Source organism: Roseateles sp., from assembly GCF_047654785.1.
Taxonomy (GTDB): Bacteria; Pseudomonadota; Gammaproteobacteria; order Burkholderiales; family Burkholderiaceae_C; genus Pelomonas.
In genome coordinates this window covers 315,455-335,746 of record NZ_JASGKQ010000001.1, presented here as the reverse complement: position 1 = coordinate 335,746, position 20,292 = coordinate 315,455, and the positions used below count along the sequence as shown (strand labels likewise).

Genomic DNA, 20,292 nt, shown 5'->3' with positions numbered 1-20,292 from the left:
ACCTCCAGCCTGCCCGCGCCCGGCGTTCCCGGGGCGCGGGTGTTTGCGTTTTCTCGTGGAAGTCCCCTCATGCGCTCCTTCGCCCTGGCGCCGCTCGCGGCCGCCGTCCTGTCCCTGTCCGCCGCGGCCGCCCTGGCCGCTCCCGCCGCCACCGAATCACTCGACAAGGTCGTCGTCACCGGCAACCCGCTCAAAAGCCAGGTGCTGGCCCAGCCCAGCGACTCGCTGTCCGGCGACGAGCTGGTGCTGACCCGCACCGCCAACCTCGGCGACACGCTGCAGGGCCTGCCCGGCGTCGCCACCACCCACTTCGGCCCCAACGCCAGCCGGCCCGTCATCCGCGGGCTGGACGGCGACCGGGTACGCATCCTGAACAACTCGGGCGCGTCGGTGGATGCGTCCAACCTCAGCTTCGACCACGGCGTGGCCATCGACCCGCTGGTCATCGACAAGGTCGAGGTGCTGCGCGGCGCCGCGGCGCTGCTGTACGGCGGCAACGCGGTCGGCGGCGTCGTCAACACGCTGGACAACCGCATCCCGCGCACGCTGATCGACGGCCTGAGCGGCGCGGCCGAGCTGCGCCTGGGCGGCGCCAGCCGCGACAAGAGCGGCGCCGTCGTGCTGGACGGCGGCAGCGGCCACGCGGGCGCGGGCCTCGGCTGGCACCTGGACCTGGCCGGCCGCGATGCCGGCGACCAGCGCACGCCGCGCTTCGACAGCCCCACGGACGACGGCAGCGAGTCGCGCACGACGGTGCGCAACTCGGCCGCCAAGAGCCACGGCGGCGCGCTGGGCGGCTCGGTGTTCTTCCAGGGCGGCTTTGCCGGCGTGTCGGTGGACGACTTCCACACCGACTACGGCACCACCGCCGAGGCCGACGTGACCATCCGCATGCAGCGCCAGCGCCTGGCCACGGCGGGCGAGTGGGCCACGGCCGACGGCCCGGTGCGCCGCGTCGCCTGGCAGCTCAGCCGCAACCGCTACGAGCACGTGGAGATGGAGGGCGACGAGGTCGGCACCACCTTCAAGAGCCGCGGCACGGACGGACGGCTGGAGCTGGAGCACGCGCCGGTCGCCACGCCCTGGGGCGCGGTGAAGGGCCTGGTGGGCGTGCAGATCGAGTCGCTGGACTTCTCGGCGCTGGGCGAGGAGGCCTTCGTGCCGAACACCCGCACCCGCAACACCGGCGTGTTCCTGCTGGAGCAGGCGCGGCTGGGCGGCGTGGACTGGTCGGCCGGCGCGCGCAGCGAGCGGGTGCGCGTGGGCTCCGACGGCGGCGAGCGCTTCGGCCCGGCGCTGGAGCGCCGCTTCACGCCCACCAGCCTCGCGCTCAGCGGCGTGCTGCCGCTCGGCGGCGCCTGGAGCCTGAGCGCCAACCTCAACCGCACCGAACGTGCGCCGGCCTACTACGAGCTGTTCGCCGACGGCCTGCACGTGGCCAGCGCCGCCTACGAGCGCGGCGACGCCGCGCTGGGCCTGGAGCGCTCGCGCGGCGCGGACCTGGGCCTGAAGTGGGAGGGCGCGCAGAGCCACGCCCACCTCAACGTGTACGAGACGCGCTTCTCCAACTACATCGCGCTGCAGGCCACCGGCGAGATGGCGGACGACGAGGGCGCGGAGGTGCCCGTCTACGCCTTCCAGGCCGTGCCGGCGCGGCTGCGCGGCGTGGAGCTGGAGGGCCGCTGGCAGGCCCTCCCGGCCGTCGCGCTGCTGGGCCAGCTGGATGCGGTGCGCGGCGAGAACACGCGGACCGGCGAGCCGCTGCCGCGCCTGGCGCCGCTGCGCGCGATGCTGGGGCTGGAGGCGCGCCACGGCGACTGGTCGGGCCGGCTGGAATGGCGCGGCGCGGCGCGGCAGACGCGCGTCGCCGAGTTCGACACGCCGACGCCGGGCTACGGCACCGTGCGCCTGTCGCTGGCGCGGCAGCTGCGCTGGGGCGGCGCCGATGCGCTGTGGTTCCTGAAGCTGGACAACCTCGGCAACAAGCTGGCCTGGAACGCGACCGCGGTGCCCACCATCCGCGGCCTGGCGCCGCAGCCGGGGCGCTCGGCCAGCACCGGGCTGCAGGTCCGCTTCTGACCCCGGCCGGCGCCGTGCGCCCGGGTGGCCGGTGTAAATCCGGTGCCTGGCCGCACGGCCATCGGGCATCCTGCACCCCGACAGTGCCGCCGCGCACCAGAACCGCCGCCATGGTCAGGCGCGGAACTTGCTGCGGTGGCTGAGACGAGGAGCAACGATGCAGACCGCTTTTGACGAGATGAACGCCACGGGCTCCGGCACCCGTGCGCATTACGAGTCCTACGCCCGCTGGCTGGCCGGGCAGCCCGAGTCGCTGATGCGCGAGCGGCGCGCCCAGGCGGAGCTGATCTTCCGCCGCGTGGGCATCACCTTCGCCGTCTACGGCGACAAGGATTCCGGGGAGGGCACGGAGCGGCTGATCCCCTTCGACCTGATCCCGCGGGTCATCCCGGCGGCCGAATGGACGTCCATGCAGGCCGGCCTGGCGCAGCGCGTGACGGCGCTGAACCGCTTCATCCATGACGTCTACCACGGCCAGGAGATCCTGAAGGCCGGCATCGTGCCGGCCGACGAGATCCTGAACAACGCGCAGTTCCGCAAGGAGATGATGGGCGTGGACGTGCCGGGCGGCGTGTACAGCCACATCGCCGGCGTCGACATCGTGCGCGCCGGCAACGCCGACGGCAGCGGCGATTACTACGTGCTGGAGGACAACCTGCGCGTGCCCAGCGGCGTGAGCTACATGCTGGAGAACCGCAAGATGTCGATGCGGCTCTTCCCCGAGCTGTTCGCCAGCCACCGCATCGCGCCGGTGGCGCACTACCCCGACCTGCTGCTGGACACGCTGCGCAGCGTGGCGCCCTCGGGCGTGGCCGACCCGACCGTCGTCGTCATGACGCCGGGCATGTACAACTCGGCCTACTTCGAGCACGCCTTCCTCGCGCAGCAGATGGGCGTGGAACTGGTCGAGGGGCAGGACCTGTTCGTCGATGGCGGCTTCGTCTACATGCGCACGACGCGCGGCCCGAAGCGCGTGGACGTGATCTACCGCCGCATCGACGACGACTTCCTCGACCCGCAGGTCTTCCGCGCCGACTCGCAGCTCGGCTGCGCCGGGCTGGTGGAGGCCTACAAGGCCGGCAAGGTGACGCTGTCCAACGCCATCGGCACGGGCATCGCGGACGACAAGTCCATCTACCCCTACGTGCCGAAGATGATCGAGTTCTACCTCGGCGAGAAGCCCATCCTGCAGAACGTGCCCACCTACGTCTGCCGCGAGAAGGACGACCTGGCCTATGTGCTGGCGCACCTGGCCGAGCTGGTGGTGAAGGAGGTGCACGGCGCCGGCGGCTACGGCATGCTGGTCGGGCCGGCGGCCAGCCAGGCCGAGATCGAGGCCTTCCGCGCGCAGCTGCTCGCCAACCCGGGCAACTACATCGCGCAGCCGACGCTGTCGCTGTCCACCTGCCCGACCTTCGTCGAGAACGGCATCGCGCCCCGCCACATCGACCTGCGGCCCTTCGTGCTGTCGGGCGCGTCGGTGCGCATGGTGCCGGGCGGGCTGACCCGCGTCGCGCTGAAGGAGGGCTCGCTGGTGGTCAACAGCAGCCAGGGCGGCGGCACCAAGGACACCTGGGTGCTGGAAGACTGAGGGAGACCACGAGATGCTTTCTAGAACCGCTGACCACCTTTTCTGGCTGAGCCGCTGCATCGAGCGGGCGGGTCGAGCGCGCAGCGCTCGTGGCGAAGCCAAAACACCGCCGCGCGCGACGGCGCGCCCGGGGTTTTCGGCCAACGAACGGGAGTCGAAGCATGCTGTCTAGGACCGCTGACCACCTGTTTTGGCTGAGCCGCTACATCGAGCGGGCCGAAAACACCGCCCGCATGCTGGACATCGCCTACCAGACCTCGCTGCAGCCGCAGTCGGCCGACGCGTCGGCGCAGACCTGGCGCAGCCTGCTGTCCATCTCCGAGCTGAACGGCCTGTACGGCGCCAGATACCCGGCGATCGACGGCCGCAGCGTCATGGAGTTCATGGTGGCCGACGAGAACAACCTCTCGTCCATCTTCAACTGCCTGCGCGCCGCGCGCGAGAACGCGCGCGCGGTGCGCGGCTCGCTGACGACCGAGGTCTGGGAAACGATGAACCAGACCTGGCTGGAGTTCCGCCGCCTGCTGCGCGAAGGGGCGCTCGCGCGCGACCCGTCGGCGCTGTTCGAGTGGGTCAAGTACCGCAGCCACCTGTCGCGCGGCGTGACCGTCGGCACCATGCTGCAGGACGAGGCCTTCCACTTCATCCGCATCGGCTCCTTCCTGGAGCGGGCCGACAACACGGCGCGGCTGCTGGACGTCAAGTTCTACCGCCAGGAGCAGTCCCAGGGCGGGCCCGACGCGGCGCGCGACTTCTACTACTGGTCCGCCGTGCTGCGCTCGGTGTCGGGCTTCGAGATCTACCGCAAGGTCTACAGCAACGTCATCCAGCCCGACAAGGTGGCCGAGCTGCTGATCCTGCGGCCCGACATGCCGCGCTCGCTGTCGCACTGCATGACGCGCATGCTGGCCAACCTGAAGCGCGTGGCCAACCCGCAGTCGGCCGAGACGCTGCGCCGCGCCGGCCGGCTGGAGGCCGCGCTCGCCTATGGCCGCATCGACGAGATCCTGGCCACCGGCCTGCACCCCTTCCTCGACGGTTTCCTGGCCGACGTGGCCGACCTCGGAGGCGCGATCTCCAAGGATTTCCTTGCCTGAACACCCCCGGACCAGGAACTGACATGGCCATCCACGTCGCCCTCAAGCACGTCACCCGCTACCGCTACGACCGCCCGGTCAACCTCGGCCCGCAGGTCGTGCGCCTGCGCCCGGCGCCGCACTGCCGCACGCCGGTGCTGAGCTACTCGCTGCGCATCGAGCCCGAGAACCACTTCATCAACTGGCAGCAGGACCCGTTCGCCAACTACCTGGCGCGGCTGGTGTTCCCGGAGAAGACGACCGGGTTCACCGTCACGGTGGACCTGGTCGCCGAGATGGCGGTCTACAACCCGTTCGACTTCTTCCTGGAGCCGCACGCGCAGACCGTCCCGTTCGCCTACGACGAGGCGCAGCAGATCGAGCTGGCGCCCTACCTGCAGGTGGAGCCGCTGACGCCGCGGCTGGCCGCCTATCTCGCCGACATCCCGCGCGACGAGCGCGCCACCATCGACTTCCTGGTGGACCTGAACCAGCGCGTGCAGAACAGCGTCTCCTACCTGATCCGCCTGGAGCCCGGCGTGCAGACGCCGGAGGAAACGCTGGAGAAGGGCTCCGGCTCCTGCCGCGACTCCGGCTGGCTGCTGGTGCAGCTGGCCCGCCACCTGGGCCTGGCGGCGCGCTTCGTGTCGGGCTACCTGATCCAGCTCGCGCCCGACGAGAAGGCGCTGGACGGCCCCAGCGGCACCGAGGTGGACTTCACCGACCTGCACGCCTGGTGCGAGATCTACCTGCCCGGCGCCGGCTGGATCGGCCTGGACCCCACCTCCGGCCTGCTGGCCGGCGAGGGCCACATCCCGCTGGCCGCGACGCCCACGCCCGGCAGCGCCGCGCCCATCAGCGGCGGCGTGGACAAGTGCGAGGTCGAGTTCGGCCACGAGATGAGCGTCACGCGCATCTACGAGTCGCCGCGCGTCACCCGGCCCTACACCGACGCGCAATGGGCCGACGTGCTGCGCCTGGGCGAACAGGTGGACCGCGACCTGCAGGCCGGCGACGTGCGGCTGACCATGGGCGGCGAGCCCACCTTCGTCGCCGTCGAGGACCGCGACGCGCCGGAATGGAACACCGAGGCGCTCGGCCCCACCAAGCGCCTCTACGCCCAGCAGCTCACGCACCGGCTGCGCGACGAGTACGGCCAGGGCGGCTTCTTGCACTTCGGCCAGGGCAAGTGGTACCCCGGCGAGCAGCTGCCGCGCTGGGCGCTGTCCATCTGCTGGCGCGCCGACGGCCAGCCCTGCTGGCGCAACCCGGACTGGTTCGCCGACGAACGCGAGGGCCATGCCTACACCAGCGAGCACGCCCGGACCTTCATGGCCGCGCTGACGAAGCGGCTCGGCCTGCCCGACACCCATGTGCGGCCGGGCTACGAAGACACCTGGTACTACCTGTGGCGCGAGCGCCGCCTGCCGGTCAACGTCGATCCCTTCGACGCGCGGCTGGACGACGAGCTGGAGCGCGCGCGGCTGCGCCGCGTGTTCGAACAGGGCCTGTCGCACGTGGTCGGCTACGTGCTGCCGATCCGCCACGCCGGCGGCGATCCGGCGCTGGCCGGCCCGCGCTGGCAGACCGGGCCCTGGCACCTGCGCGACGAACGGCTCTACCTCTTCCCCGGCGACTCGCCGATGGGCTGGCGGCTGCCGCTGGATTCGCTGCCCTGGGTCAGCCGCGGCGACTACCCCTACCTGATCGAGCAGGATCCCTTCGCCCCGCGCGGCGCGCTGCCGGCCGCGGCGGCGTTGCGCCTGCAGACGCAGGGTGTCACGTCCGCCGGCCCGACGCCCGGGCTGCGGCGCGACGGCGGCGCGCCGGCCGGCGCCGGCTTCGCGCCCGGCGACTCGCCGTGGCAGGCCTCGGCCGACCCCACGGCGCCGCTGCGCTTCGAGAGCGCGCACTGGATCACCCGCACCGCGCTGTGCGTCGAGGCCCGCGACCCGCGCCGCGCCAACGGCCCGGCGGCGGAGAACCAGGGGCAGGCCAGCGGCGTGCTCTACGTCTTCATGCCGCCGCTGGAGCGGCTGGAGCACTACCTGGAGTTGCTGGCCGCCGTCGAGGCCGCCTGCGAGGACACCGGCTACAAGATCGTGCTCGAGGGCTACCCGCCGCCGCGCGACCCGCGGCTGAAGCTGCTGGCCGTGACGCCCGACCCGGGCGTCATCGAGGTCAACATCCATCCGGCGCACGACTGGGGCGAGCTGGTCCAGCACACCGAGTTCCTGTACGAGGCCGCGCGGCTCACGCGGCTGTCCAGCGAGAAGTTCATGATGGACGGCCGCCACAGCGGCACCGGCGGCGGCAACCACTTCGTGCTCGGCGGCGCGACGCCCGCCGACTCGCCCTTCCTGCGCCGGCCCTCGCTGCTCGCGTCGCTGCTGGCCTACTGGCACAACCACCCGTCGCTGAGCTACCTGTTCAGCGGCCTGTTCATCGGCCCGACCAGCCAGGCGCCGCGCGTGGACGAGGCGCGCAACGACCAGCTGCGCGAGCTGGAGATCGCGCTCGGCGAGATCCACCGGCTGGAGGACGACGCGCCGCCCTGGCTGATCGACCGGACGCTGCGCAACGTGCTGGTGGACGTGACCGGCAACACCCACCGCAGCGAGTTCTGCATCGACAAGCTCTACTCGCCGGACGCCCCGACCGGGCGCCTCGGCCTGCTGGAGCTGCGCGCCTTCGAGATGCCGCCGCATGCGCGCATGAGCATCGTGCAGCAGCTGCTGTTGCGCGCGCTGATCGCCCGCTTCTGGCGCCGGCCCTACCGCGCGCCGCTGGTGCGCTGGGGCACCGAGCTGCACGACCGCTGGCTGCTGCCGCACTTCGTGCACGAGGATTTCACCGACGTCATGCAGGACATGGCCGAGGCCGGCTACGCGCTGGACCCGGCCTGGTTCGCGCCGCACTTCGAGTTCCGCTTCCCGAAGGTCGGCGAATTCGCGTCGCGCGGCGTGCACGTGACGCTGCGCGGCGCGCTGGAGCCCTGGCATGTGATGGGCGAGGAAGGCACGGCCGGCGGCACGGTGCGCTACGTGGACGCCTCGCTGGAGCGGCTGGAAGTGCATGTGAGCGGCCTCGTCGACCCGCGCCACCGCATCACCGTCAACGGCCAGCCGCTGCCGCTGCAGCCCACCGGCCGCGTCGGCGAGTACGTCTGCGGCGTGCGCTACCGCGCGTGGCTACCGCCGTCGGCGCTGCACCCGACGATCGGCATCCACGCGCCGCTGACGGTGGACCTGGTGGACACCTGGCAGCACAAGAGCCTGGGCGGCTGCCGCTACTTCGTCGCCCACCCGGGCGGGCGCAACTACGCGACGCTGCCGGTCAACGCCTACGAGGCCGAGAGCCGGCGGCTGGCGCGCTTCTTCGTGCTCGGCCACACGCCGGGCCGCGTCGACGTGGGCGAGCCGCGGCGCAGCCTGGAGTTCCCGTTCACGCTGGACCTGCGCAAGCCGGGGTGAGGCCGCGCGGCCGCCCGGGGCGGTGTCGTACGCTAGCGTGACCGCCCCCACCGCCAACGGCCATGCGCATCGAAATCCAGCCCGGCATCCGCCTCTTCGTCGACATCGAGGGCCTGGGCCTCGCTCCCGAGGGCCCGGTGCTGCGCGAGAAGCCCGCGCTCGTGCTCGTCCACGGCGGCCCGGGGTTCGACCACACCGGCTTCCGGCCCTTCTTCAGCCGCTTCGCGGACCTCTGCCAGGTCGTCTACTTCGACCTGCGCGGCCACGGCCGCAGCGACCCGCGGCCGCTGGACGAGATGCGCCTGGACGTGTTCGCCGACGACATCGTGCGGCTGTGCGACGCGCTGGGGCTGGTCAAGCCGGTCGTGCTGGGCCAGAGCTTCGGCGGCTTCGTCGTGCAGCGCTACCTGGCGCGGCATCCGGCGCACCCGGGCCGGGCCGTGCTGTCCAGCACCTCGCACCATTTCGGGCTGGCGCGCAAGGTCCACCACTTCGGCCGCCTCGGCGGGCCGGAGGCCGCGGCCGCCGCGCGCGCGTTCTGGGAGCAGCCCGGCCCGGCGACCTGGGCCACCTACGAACAGCACTGCCGCCACCTCTACAACACCACGCCCAAGCCCGCCGACGCGGCCGGCTGGGCGCTGTTCAGCCCCGAGATCCTGTTCGACCACACCCGCACCGAACTGCCCGGCATGGACCTGCGCCCCGGTCTGGCCGGCGTGGCCTGCCCGGTGCTGGTCATGGCCGGCGAGCAGGACCCCGTCACGCCGCCGGAGGACGCCGAGGAGATCGTCGCCGCGCTGCCGGCGGCGCGGGTGCGGTTCGAGCGCTTCGCCGGCACCGGCCACGGGCCGTGGCGCGACGCGCCCGACGCGACCGAGCGCGTGCTGCGGGCCTTTCTGCAGCCGGCGCGTCCGTGAGCCGGGTGGCGGCGGCAAAATCCCGGCTCCGCCTTCCAGGAGCGCCGCCATGGCCATCGACATCGCCGAACTCCGCAAACTGACCGTGGCCGAGCGCCTGCAGTTGGTGGACGACATCTGGGAAAGCATCGCGGCCGACACCGACGATGCGCCGCTGAGCGCGCCTCAACTGGCCGAGGTGCGACTGCGCCGTGAAGAACACCGGCGGGAGCCCGCCAACACCGTTCCATGGGAACAGGTGCTGGCCGAAGGCCTGGCGCGGGCCGGATGACGGGCCGACCGATGCGCATCGTGTTCCGGCCGCAGGCGCGCCAGGAAGTGCTGGACGCGGCCGACTGGTACCGCCAGCGCGCCCCGGGGCTGGACCGGGATTTCCTGCTGGCCGTGGACGCCGCGGTGCAAGCGGCCGCGTCGCGGCCGCTTGCCCACCCGCTCGTGGAAGACAACGTGCGGCGCGTGCTGGTGAAGCGCTTCCCATACACCGTCGTGTTCGACGCGCTGCCGGATGAACTCGTCGTCATCGCGGTCTTCCAGCATCGCCGCGAGCCCACGGCGTGGCGGCTGCGCCGATGACCCCCGCCCCCAGCCAGTGGAGCCTGCTCCCCGACGAGCCCGAGGCCCAGGCGCTGGCGCCCGACCCGCTGGCGCTCGCGCAGGCCGCCGCGCTGCGCTGCCGCGACGGCCATTTCTACGAGCTGACCGGCCAGGTCAACCAGCCCGGCGAACCGCAGGGCGGCCTGGCCCCGCGCTGGCAGCGCTTCTTCGCGGCCGGCGGCGCGGCGGGCTGGCGGGATCTGTCGGCCAAGGCCCTGCGCGTGCAGCGCCGCGTGCTGGAGGACGGCGCCAGCTACAACGTCCACAGCGACGCCCCGCCGCTGCCGGGCCAGGACGGCCCGGCGCTGGCCCGGCACTGGCCGCTGGAGCTGCTGCCCATGCTGATCGAGCCCGACGAGTGGCGCGGCATCGAGGCCGGCGTCGCCCAGCGCGCGCGGCTGCTGGACGCCGCCATGGCCGACGCCTACGGCGAGCGCCGCCTGCTGCAGCAGGGCCTGCTGCCGGCCTCGCTGGTGCTGGCCCACCCGCAGTACCTGCGCGCCATGCATGGCAGCCCGCCGGCCGGCGGCGTGCACCTGCACCTGCTGGCCTTCGACCTGACGCGCTGCGCCGACGGCCACTGGTGGGTGGCCGGCCAGCGCACGCAGGCCGTCTCGGGCCTGGGCTATGTGCTGGAGAACCGGCTCATCATCGCCCAGCAGTTCCCCGAGGCCTTCCGGCAGATGGCGGTGCAGCGCCTGGCGGCCAGCTACCGCGACTTCATCCGCGCGCTGACGCGGCTGTCCCCCGCCGGCGAGCGCAGCCGCGTGGCGCTGCTGACGCCCGGGCCGCGCAGCGAGACCTATTTCGAGCAGGCCTTCCTCGCCCGCTACCTCGGCATCGCGCTGGTGGAGGGCGCCGACCTGGCCGTGCGCGCCGACAAGGTCTACCTGAAGACGCTGGCCGGCCTGGAGCGCGTCCACGTGCTGCTGCGCCGCGTGGACGACGACTGGCTGGACCCGCTGGAGCTGCGCGCCGACTCCATGCTCGGCGTGCCCGGCCTGCTGCAGGCCGCGCGCGCGGGCGAGGTCGTCATCGCCAACGCGCCCGGCGCCGGCTGGCTGGAGAGCCCCGGCCTCACCGCCTTCTGGCCCGGCGTGGCCGAGGCGCTGCTGGGCGAGGCGCTGCGGCTGCCGGCCATCCAGACCTGGTGGTGCGGCGAGGACAGCGCCTGGCGCGCGCTGCGGCCGCGGCTGGCGGAGTTCATCGTCGTGCCCACCTTCGCCGCCAGCAGCACCACGCGCAGCTTCACGCCCATCGTCGCCGCCGACCTGGACGGCGACGCGCTGCGCGCGCTGGCCGAGCGCATCGACGCCGACCCCACCGCCTACACGCTGCAGGCCCGCGTCAAGCCCGCCAAGCAGCCGGTCTGGACGCGCGGCGCGCTGGAGCCGCGCGGCGCCGTGCTGCGCGTGTTCGCGCTGACCGACGGCCAGGGCGGCTGGACCGTGCTGCCCGGCGGCCTCGCCCGCGTCGCGCCCAAGCGCGACGCGCTGGCCGACGCCTGGCTGTCCATCCAGCACGGCAGCCTGACGGCCGACACCTGGGTCATGACCGACGGCGAGGTCGACGCCACCACGCTGCTGCCGCAGCCGCTGCAGGCCGCCGACATGGCGCAGGTGCACTGGACCGTGACCAGCCGCGCCGCCGAGAACCTGTTCTGGCTGGGCCGCTACACCGAGCGCGCCGAGAGCAGCGCGCGGCTGGCGCGCCACCTCATCGACGCCAGCCTGATGGGGCAGCGCGGCGCGATGCCGGCGCCCATGCTGCCGCTGCTGGACGCGCTCGCGCGCCGCCACGGCCTGCTCGCCCCCGGCGCGCCGGGGGCGCCGGACGACCCCGCCGGCTTCGGGCGGGCGCTGCTGGCCGCGCTGCTGCCGGACTCCGGCGCCCACGGCGTCGGCTGGAACCTGCGCGCGCTGCAGGGCTGCGCGCAGGCGCTGCGCGAGCGGCTGTCGCCCGAGGCCTGGCGGCTCATCCACGAGGCCGCCGCGCAGTTCGAGCAGCACCTGCGCGCCGTGCTCGACAACCCCGCGCAGGCCGCCCCCGCCACCGACGTGCTGAACGTGCTGGCCCGCGCCGACACCCACCTGGCCGCCATCACCGGCGCGCAGACCGACCGCATGACCCGCGACGACGGCTGGCGCCTGCTGTCCATCGGCCGGCAGATCGAGCGGCTGTCCTTCCACGCCGAGGTGCTGGCCGAGACCTTCGCGCAGGGCGGCGCCGGGCCGGCCCCGCTGGCGCTGAGCGAGGAAGGCTTCGCGCTGCTGCTGGGCGTGTTCGACTCCACGATCACCTACCGCGCGCAGTTCCAGGCCCGCCGCGAGGCGCCGCCGCTGCTGCACCTGCTGGTGCACAACACCGACAACCCGCGCTCGCTGGCCTGGGTGGCGCGCACGCTGCGCGAGCGCTTCGCCAAGCTCGCCCGCCACGACCCCGACTGGGCCGCCGCGGTCGCCGCCGGCCTGCCCGTGCCCGAGGCCTGGCCGCTGGCCGAGCTGGCCGCCCCGGGGCCGGCGCTGGTCACGCAGCTGCGGCGCGCGGCGGCCCAGGCCGGCGAGCTGTCCGGCCTCATCAGCCAGCGCTATTTCGCGCACGTCATCGGCGCCGAGCAGCGGGTGTGGCAATGACCGTCCGGCTCGCCGTCCGCCACGTCACCGAATACGCCTACGAGGCCGCGGTGGAGTGGGCGCACCACGCCGCCTGCCTGGTGCCGCGCGACACGCCCTGGCAGCGCGTGCAGGGCTGGCGGCTCGACATCGACCCGCTGCCCGACGCCTGGAGCCCGGAGGGCCTGGCGCCGAACGCCGCCGGGCTGGCGCGCCGCCTGCGCCGCGACCCCTGGGGCAACCAGCACTTCAGCTTCGGCCATGCGCGCATGCACGAGCGGCTGGTGGTGGACAGCCGCTTCGAGGCCGAGCTGCAGCCGCGCCCGCTGCCCGAGGCCGGCCGCGGCCCGGCCTGGGAGGGCGTGGCCGCCGGCCTGCGCTACCGCGCCGGCCGCGCGCTGCAGCCGGCCGACGAGTTCGCGCTGGCCTCGCCCCATGCGCTGCCCGACGAGGCGCTGGCCGCCTACGCCCGCCGCGCGTTCACGCCGGGCCGCACGGTGGCCGCGGGCGGGCTGGCGCTGATGCGGCAGATCCACGCCGACCTGCGCTACCTGCCGCACAGCACCACCGTCGCCACGCGCGCGGCCGACGCGCTGGCGCAGCGCAGCGGCGTGTGCCAGGACTTCGCCCACGTCTTCATCGCCGCCTGCCGCGCGCTGGGCCTGGCGGCGCGCTACGTGTCCGGCTACCTGCTCACCCGCCCGCCGGCCGGCCAGCCGCGCCTGGTGGGCGCGGACGCCTCGCACGCCTGGGTGGAGCTGTGGTGCCCCGAGCAGGGCTGGCTGGCGCTGGACCCGACCAACGCCGTGCCCGCCGGGCTGGACCACGTCACCCTCGCCTGGGGCCGCGACTACGCCGACGTCGCGCCGCTGCGCGGCGTGCTGCGCGGCGGCGGCGTCGCGCAGCTGGCAGTGGCCGTCAGCGTCGCGCCCTGCGACGCCCCGGCACCCTAGCCGCCGGGCGTCACAGCTCGGCCACGCCCTTCACGCGCACCGGCGGCGCCACGGGCTGGGGCGCCGGCGCGGCGGCCCGGCCGTGGAAGCGGTCCAGCAGCGCCTGCCACTGCGTCTTCACGGCGGCGACGTTGGCCTGCTTCACAGGGCCGTAGCCGCGGATCTTCTCGGGCAGGCGGGCCAGCTCGACGGCGGTGGCCAGGTTGGCGGCCGTCAGCGCGGGCAGGATCTCGTCGATCAGCGCCTCGTAGTCGGCGATCAGCTGCCGCTCCATCCGGCGCTCCCCGGTCCGGCCGAAGACATCGAGCACCGTGCCGCGCAGGCGCTTGAGCCGGGCCAGCAGCTTGAACAGCGTGAAGGTCCAGGCGCCGAGTTCCATCTTCTTCGTGCCGAGCAGCGGCGGCGCGAGGTGGAAGCTCAGGGACTTCCAGTCCTCGAACTGCGCTTGCATCGCGGCCATGAAGCGGCCGTCGGTGTAGAGCCGCGCGACCTCGTACTCGTCCTTGATCGCCAGCAGCTTGGCGTAGTGGCGGGCCACGGCCTGCGTCAGCCGCTGGCCCTGGCCGAGCCGGGCCTCCTGCTCGCGCACGCGGGCGACCAGCGCGCGGTAGCGCTGCGCGTAGGCGGCGTCCTGGTAGTCGGCCAGGAACTGCGCGCGCCGCTCGATCAGCCCGTCCGGCCCGTCGAGCCGGTCGTAGTTGAAGAGCTTGACGACGTCCACGTCGCCGGCCAGGCGCTGGATCGCATCCGGCGCCGCGATGGCGAGCCGGCCGAGCGCGAAGGCGGTCTTGTTGGCCTCGACGGCGACGCCGTTCAGCTCGATGGCGCGCATCAGCGCCGCCTCGCCGACGGGCACCAGGCCGCGCTGCCAGCAGGCGCCCAGCATGACGATGTTGCTGGGCAGCGTGTCGCCCATCAGGCGCTGCGCGATGCTCTGCGCATCGACGCGGGCGAGCAGTTCGTCGCTGCCGACCGCGAAGCGCATCTTGTCCAGCAGCGAGCCGGCCTGCAGCGAGGCGTCGGGGTTGCGCACGAAGCCGGCCGTGGGCAGCTCGTGCGTGTTGGCGAGGATGACGGTGCGGCCGGCCTTGACGGTGCCCAGCGCGTCGGGCGATGCGCCGACCACCAGGTCGCAGGCCAGCAGCACGTCGGCCTGCTGGGTGTCGATGCGCACCTGGTTGAGCAGGTCCAGCGTCGGCGCGACGCGCACGAAGCTCAGCACCGCGCCGCCCTTCTGCGCGAAGCCCATGAAGTCCAGCACCGAGGCTTGCTTGCCTTCGAGATGGGCCGCCATCGTCACCAGCGCGCCGACGGTGACGACGCCGGTGCCGCCGACGCCGGTGACCAGCAGGTCGAAGGGCCCCGTCCAGCGCCACGGCGCGGGCGGCGCGAGGGCGGCAATCTCGCGCGCCAGGTCCTGCGGCGTGTAGCGCGCGCCGGCCTTCTTGCGCAGCACGGGCTCATGCACGGACACGAAGCTCGGGCAGAAGCCGTTGACGCAGGAGAAGTCCTTGTTGCAGCTGCTCTGCTCGATCGCGCGCTTGCGGCCCCAGTCGGTTTCGACCGGCACCACGCTCAGGCAGTTCGACGCGACGCCGCAGTCGCCGCAGCCCTCGCAGACGGCCTCGTTGATGAAGATGCGCTTCGGCGGGTCGGGGAATTCCGTCTTCTTGCGGCGGCGGCGTTTTTCAGCCGCGCAGGTTTGGTCGTAGATCAGCACGGTGACGCCTTCGATGTCGCGCAGTTCGCGCTGCACGGCGTCCAGTTCGCTGCGGTCGTGGAAGGTGGTGCCGGCCGGGAACAGCGCGTGGTGGCCGTCGTATTTGCCGATCTCGTCGGAGACGATGCACAGCCGCTTGACGCCCTCGGCCTCCACCTGGCGCGCGATCTGCGGCACGCTGGTGCTGCCGTCCACCGGCTGGCCGCCGGTCATCGCCACGGCGTCGTTGTAGAGGATCTTGTAGGTGATGTTGGCGCGCGCCGCGATGGCCTGGCGGATGGCGAGGTAGCCCGAGTGGTAGTAGGTGCCGTCGCCGAGGTTCTGGAAGACGTGCTTTTCCTTCGTGAACCGGGAGTGCGCGGCCCAGTCCACGCCCTCGGCGCCCATCTGGATCAGGCCCGAGGTGCCGCGCTCCATCCAGCTCGCCATGAAGTGGCAGCCGATGCCGGCCAGCGCGCGCGAGCCCTCGGGCAGGCGGGTAGAAGTATTGTGCGGGCAGCCGGAGCAGAAATAGGGCTGGCGGCGCACCGCGTCGGCGGCGTTGGAGAGCAGCTGCGGCGTCAGGAAATCGACGACGAGGTGGTGGCGGTCCAGCGCCGGGTTCAGCCGCGCGAGCCAGTCGGCCACCGTGCCCATGATGCGGCTGGGGCGCAGCTCGCCGAGGGCGCTCAGCACCGGGTGGCCCTGCTCGTCGGTCTTGCCGACGACGCGCGGGCGCTGGAAGTCCGGCAGGTGGTAGAGCAGTTCCTTGATCTGGCGCTCGACGACCGGGCCCTTCTCCTCGATGACGAGCACGTCGGTCAGGTTGGCGCAGAACTCGGTGATGCGCGTCGGCTCCAGCGGGAACACCAGGCCCACCTTGTAGACGCGCACGCCGGCCGCGGCCAGCGCGTTGGGGTCGAGGTCGAGGCGGCGCAGCACTTCCATGAAGTCGTAGTGCGCCTTGCCGACGGTGACGATGCCCAGCGTGGCGGCGGGGCTGGTGACGATGTGCTTGTCGATGCTGTTGACGCGGGCGAAGGCGCGCACCGCGTCGAGCTTGTGCGCCAGGCGCGACTCCAGCTCCAGCGACGGCAGGTCCACCGCGCGGATGTGCAGATTCGTCGGCGCGACGTGGTCGACCGCGTGCCCGAAGTCCAGCGGCACGGCGTCCAGGTCCACCGTCATGCCGCTCTCGACGACCTCGGAGATCGCCTTGAAGCCGACCCAGGCGCCCGAGAAGCGGCTCAAGGCCCAGCCGTACAGGCCGAACTCCAGGTATTCGGCGACGTTGGCCGGGTGGACGAGGGGCATGCTCCAGGCCTGCAGCGCCTGGTCGCTCTGGTGCGGCGTGCTGCTGGAGACGCAGCCGTGGTCATCGCCCACGACGACGAGCACGCCGCCCAGCGGGCTCGTGCCGTAGACGTTGCCATGCTTGAGCGCGTCGCCCGAGCGGTCCACGCCGGGACCCTTGCCGTACCACATCGCGAACACGCCATCGACGGTGCGCTGCGGGTCCAGCGCGACGCGCTGCACGCCGAGGCAGGCGGTGGCGGCCAGGTCTTCGTTGATCGCGGGCAGGAATTCGACGTGCGCGGCGTCCAGGCGCTTCTTCGCCTTCCACAGCTGCTGGTCCACCATGCCCAGCGGCGAGCCGCGGTAGCCGGAGACGAAGCCGGCCGTGTTCAGCCCGGCGCGCTCGTCCAGCGCCTTCTGCGCCAGCAGCAGCCGCACCAGCGCCTGCGTGCCGGTCAGGAAGACCGCGCCGCCCCCGGCCGCGAGGTTGTCGCCGAGCTGGTAGGGGCGCAGGGCGGGGGACGTGTCGGTGGCGGCGGCTGCGGACATCGGGGGCTCCTCGGTGGGAGAGGGATTTTTTCGCCGTGTGACCGAAAGAACTTGCCTCATTCCCGGCCCGCCACCGTGCGGGTGAGATGATTCCTCTCAAAAGAGGAGATCCATGGAAACGAACGCACTGGACCGCGCGAGCCTGCAGATCCTGGAAGCGCTGCAGGCCGACGCGCGGCTGTCCACGCAGGCGCTGGCCGACCGGGTGGGCCTGTCCGCCACGCCGGTGTGGCGGCGCGTCAAGGAGCTGGAGGACCGCGGCGTGATCCGCCGCCAGGTCGCGCTGGTGGACCGGGAGAAGGTCGGCCTGTCGATCTGCGTGCTGGCCCACGTCAGCCTGGTGCGGCACAACGAGGGCGCGGTGGAGCAGTTCGAGCGGCTCGTCGGCACCCGGCGCGAGATCATCGAATGCCACGCCATCACCGGCGAGGCCGACTACGTCATCAAGGTGGTCGCCGCCGACATGAAGGCCTACGACCTGTTCCTGCAGCAGCACATCTTCAAGCTGCCCGGCGTGGCCAGCGTGCGCAGCAACGTGGTGCTGCGCGAGGTGAAGTACGAGACGGCGCTGCCGGTCGGCTGACGGCCCGGCAGCCCGCCGGGCTCACGGGGCCGCGCGCCCCAGGTTGCGCAGCCAGAAGGCCTCGTACTTGCGGTGCCAGCCGGCCGGCTTGACCACGCCGCCCAGCGCATGCACGCCGTCCGGGTCCAGGAACAGCTCCACCAGCGACTCCTTGCCCGCGTCCAGCAGCTCGCGGTAGACGTTGACGGTGTCCTGGTACAGCACGTTGGGGTCCTGCATGCCGTGCACCAGCAGCAGCGGCTTCCTGAGCCCCTTGGCCAGCGGCAGCAGCGAGTACTTGCGCAGCACCGGCTTGCTGCGGTCCACCGGGCCGATGGTGCGGCCGCTGTACCAGCTGTTGTAGTTCTCCCATTCGGTCGGGCCGGCGCCGGCGATGCCGGCGGCGAACAGGTCGGGCCGCGTGTACATCGTGTACTGGGTCTGGAAGCCGCCGAAGCTCCAGCCGTTCAGGCCGATGCGGGCCGCATCGACGCCGAACTTCGCAGGCAGCAGCTTGGCCAGGTCTTCCAGGTCCTCGGCCTGCGGCTCGCCGGGGCGCTCCCAGTTCGCGTCGGAGAACTTGCGGCCGTAGTTGCTGTGGCCGCGCGGATCGACGGCGACGGTGACGTAGCCGTGCCTGGCCGCCATGTACATGCCGAACAGGTAGGCGGTGGGCTGGAAGCTGTCGGCCTCGACGATGTGGCGGTCGTTCAGCGGGCCGCCGTACACATAGACCACGGCGGGGCGCTTGTCGGTTGCCTGCCAGCCGGCGGGCTTGAAGACATAGCCCTCGACGCGGTCACCGTGGCGGTTGGCGTAGTGGAAGCGCTCGGGCCGCATGACGTTGACGGCGGCCCAGGCGGGGTCGGCGCTGTCGGTCAGCGTTTTCGCGGCGTTGGCGCGGCCGTCGCCGGCCAGCAGCTTCAGCTCCGGGCGCTGCGCCCAGTTGCCGGCCACGGCGCTGACCCAGCGGCCGTCCGCCGACGCGGCCGCCGCGCGGTGGTACTCGCCCGCCGCGCCGAGCGGCTTCATCGCGCCGCTGGCCAGGTCCACGCGGAACAGATTCATCGCCGCCGCGTCGCCGGCATTGGCAAGCACGAACATGGCCCGGCTGTCGGCCGTGAAGCCGACGACGTCGTGCGCCTCGAACTCGCCCTTCAGCAGCGGGCGCAGCGCGCGGGTCGCCACGTCGAGGGCCCAGGGCTGGCGCCAGCCGGCCTCGTCGAGCGTCAGCACCAGGGTCTTGCCGTCCGGCGTGAACTGCGGGTTCAGCACGTTGACGACCTCGTGGCCCACGTCGCCGCGGCGCTCCAGCACGAGGTCGGGCTTGGCGGTTTCGTCGGCGACGCAGGGCGCCGGGCCGCTCCCAAGCCCTGCGTCACCCCCGCGGGGGGTGGCCGGCGTACCCGCCGGCCGGGGGCAGTCAGTTCGGCCGACATAGACGCGCAGCAACTCCTTCTCGCGCTCCCAGGTCGTGAAGGCGTAGTGGCGGCCGTCGCGCGCCCAGGCCACGTCGCTCATCTCGAACCAGACGTCGCCGCCCGCGTTCGTGAACACCGGCGCGGGCTGCTTGCGCGGCGCGTCGCCGGCCTGCGGCACGGCGCGGATGTAGAGGGCCAGCGGCTTGATGCGGCGCTTGTCGTCCGACACCTCGCGCTCGACCTTCTTGGCCGTGGCCCAGCGGCCGTCGTAGTTCATGATCTCGACCTTGCGGCCGGCGTCCGGCACGGGCTTGCCGTCGGCGTCCAGCGGCGTCGCGCTGGCCTGCAGCGACAGCCAGCGGCCGTCCTCGCTGAGGGCGGTCTGCTCGATGCGGTATTTCTTCTGCGCGTCGTCCGGGTGGATCAGTTCGCGGTTGAGCACCTGCACGCCCCCCTGGCCGAAGCGGGCGCGCAGCACGCGCGTCTCGTCCATGAAGACGAAGCCGGCGTCGTCCGGCGTGTAGGCGACGACGCGCAATTGGCGCTGCGTGGCGAGCAGCGGGCCCGGGGCCTTGTCGCCCGCGCGCCAGCGGTAGAGGCCGCCGCGGTACTGGAACACCAGTTCGTCGGCCTTGTGCGCCCAGACGAATTGCGCGATGCCGGGGTAGAGGTCGCCGGGCTTGAGCTTGTCGCGGGCGAGCTTTTTCTTCAGTTCGTCGCGGAGTTCCCAGAGGGCCTTCTCTTTGTCGTCCGGCTTGTCGGGGGCCGAAGCGGCGGAGGCGGGCGCGGCGGCGGGAACGGGCTTGCCGGCGCGCTTGGCGGCGAGTGCGGCCATCGCCTGCTTCTCGGCGTCGGCCTCGGCCTTGTCGGCGGCCTTCTGCGCGTCGTCCCTGGCCTTCTTGTCGGCCAGTTCCTGCTTCAGCGTCTTGATCGCGGCGGTTTCCCATTGCGACAGATCGACCTGGTCGCCGCGCAGGTAAGCCTGCTGGGCCTCTTCCTTCGCCTGGCGCTCGGCCCATTCGGTATTGCGCTGCTTGAGCTTCTTGTCGAAGCGCTCCAGGTCCTCGGGCGCATCGAAGGCGGTCATGACCTGGGGCGAGGTGATGCGCTGGGTCTTGCCGGTCTGGGTGTCGTGAATCCAGAGGTCGGCGCCCGGCTCGCCGAAGGGGCTCCACCGATAGGCCAGGTAGCGGCCGCTGCGGCTGAAGGCGGCGTCCTTGGCGGGCTCGCCGCGATAGGGTTGGGCGCGGAAGATCTGTTCCAGCGTGGGGGTGGGGGTGGCGGGCGCGGTCTGCGCCTGCAGCGGCGTGAGGGATGCGAAGGCCAGGGCTAGGGCCAGGCTGCTGGTGGCAGCGAAGGTCACGGGCTTCAAGGGGGTCTCCTGAATGGGCGCCCCCTGGGGTTGGGGGCGGCGGATTTTAGGAATGGGGGTGGGGTGGGCCATTCGTCACGAATGGATTCGGGGGGGTT

The 20,292-nt window shown here is 72.7% G+C and carries 13 protein-coding genes; 11 read left to right on the top strand and 2 right to left on the bottom strand.

Annotation, left to right across the window (positions count from 1 at the left end; translation table 11 throughout):
• Window positions 1-69: 69 nt before the first annotated feature.
• The 10 genes from QM788_RS01555 (at window position 70) to QM788_RS01510 (ending at window position 13,295) form a co-directional block, all read left to right on the top strand.
• On the top strand, window positions 70-2,079 hold the full coding sequence (locus QM788_RS01555) for a TonB-dependent receptor (protein ID WP_415659719.1): 2,010 nt from the start codon (window positions 70-72) through the stop codon (window positions 2,077-2,079).
• Window positions 2,080-2,236: 157 nt separating this feature from the next.
• Window positions 2,237-3,670, top strand: a complete 1,434-nt coding sequence (locus QM788_RS01550; protein WP_415659718.1) for a circularly permuted type 2 ATP-grasp protein — start codon at window positions 2,237-2,239, stop codon at window positions 3,668-3,670.
• A 13-nt stretch (window positions 3,671-3,683) separates the two neighbouring features.
• Window positions 3,684-3,842, top strand: a complete 159-nt coding sequence (locus QM788_RS01545; protein ID WP_415659717.1) for an alpha-E domain-containing protein — start codon at window positions 3,684-3,686, stop codon at window positions 3,840-3,842.
• Window positions 3,832-4,767: an alpha-E domain-containing protein gene (locus QM788_RS01540; RefSeq protein WP_415659716.1), complete on the top strand. Its 936-nt coding sequence runs from the start codon at window positions 3,832-3,834 to the stop codon at window positions 4,765-4,767. Before QM788_RS01545 ends, QM788_RS01540 begins: the two co-directional genes overlap by 11 nt.
• Before the next feature lie 23 nt (window positions 4,768-4,790).
• Window positions 4,791-8,219, top strand: a complete 3,429-nt coding sequence (locus tag QM788_RS01535; RefSeq protein ID WP_415659715.1) for a DUF2126 domain-containing protein — start codon at window positions 4,791-4,793, stop codon at window positions 8,217-8,219.
• 62 nt (window positions 8,220-8,281) lie between these two features.
• Complete coding sequence (locus tag QM788_RS01530) at window positions 8,282-9,136, top strand: alpha/beta fold hydrolase (protein ID WP_415659714.1); 855 nt, start codon at window positions 8,282-8,284, stop codon at window positions 9,134-9,136.
• Window positions 9,137-9,185: 49 nt separating this feature from the next.
• Window positions 9,186-9,407 carry an addiction module protein gene (locus QM788_RS01525; RefSeq protein WP_415659713.1) on the top strand — a complete coding sequence of 74 codons (222 nt, stop codon included), beginning with the start codon at window positions 9,186-9,188 and terminating at the stop codon, window positions 9,405-9,407.
• An 11-nt stretch (window positions 9,408-9,418) separates the two neighbouring features.
• Window positions 9,419-9,709 (top strand): type II toxin-antitoxin system RelE/ParE family toxin, encoded by a 291-nt coding sequence (locus QM788_RS01520; protein ID WP_415659712.1) that lies wholly within the window; start codon window positions 9,419-9,421, stop codon window positions 9,707-9,709.
• A complete protein-coding gene (locus tag QM788_RS01515; protein ID WP_415659711.1) occupies window positions 9,706-12,363 on the top strand; it encodes a circularly permuted type 2 ATP-grasp protein in 2,658 nt (885 codons plus the stop codon). Before QM788_RS01520 ends, QM788_RS01515 begins: the two co-directional genes overlap by 4 nt.
• Window positions 12,360-13,295 carry a transglutaminase family protein gene (locus QM788_RS01510; protein WP_415659710.1) on the top strand — a complete coding sequence of 312 codons (936 nt, stop codon included), beginning with the start codon at window positions 12,360-12,362 and terminating at the stop codon, window positions 13,293-13,295. Before QM788_RS01515 ends, QM788_RS01510 begins: the two co-directional genes overlap by 4 nt.
• A gap of 10 nt (window positions 13,296-13,305) precedes the next feature.
• Here the strand turns inward: QM788_RS01510 and QM788_RS01505 are convergent, their stop codons facing one another.
• Complete coding sequence (locus QM788_RS01505; RefSeq protein ID WP_415659709.1) at window positions 13,306-16,839, bottom strand: indolepyruvate ferredoxin oxidoreductase family protein; 3,534 nt, start codon at window positions 16,837-16,839, stop codon at window positions 13,306-13,308.
• A 112-nt stretch (window positions 16,840-16,951) separates the two neighbouring features.
• On the opposite strand from QM788_RS01505, the gene QM788_RS01500 reads away from it, so the two are divergent.
• Complete coding sequence (locus QM788_RS01500) at window positions 16,952-17,422, top strand: Lrp/AsnC family transcriptional regulator (RefSeq protein WP_415659708.1); 471 nt, start codon at window positions 16,952-16,954, stop codon at window positions 17,420-17,422.
• A 21-nt stretch (window positions 17,423-17,443) separates the two neighbouring features.
• Here the strand turns inward: QM788_RS01500 and QM788_RS01495 are convergent, their stop codons facing one another.
• Window positions 17,444-20,185, bottom strand: a complete 2,742-nt coding sequence (locus QM788_RS01495) for a S9 family peptidase (protein WP_415660298.1) — start codon at window positions 20,183-20,185, stop codon at window positions 17,444-17,446.
• Window positions 20,186-20,292 lie beyond the last annotated feature (107 nt).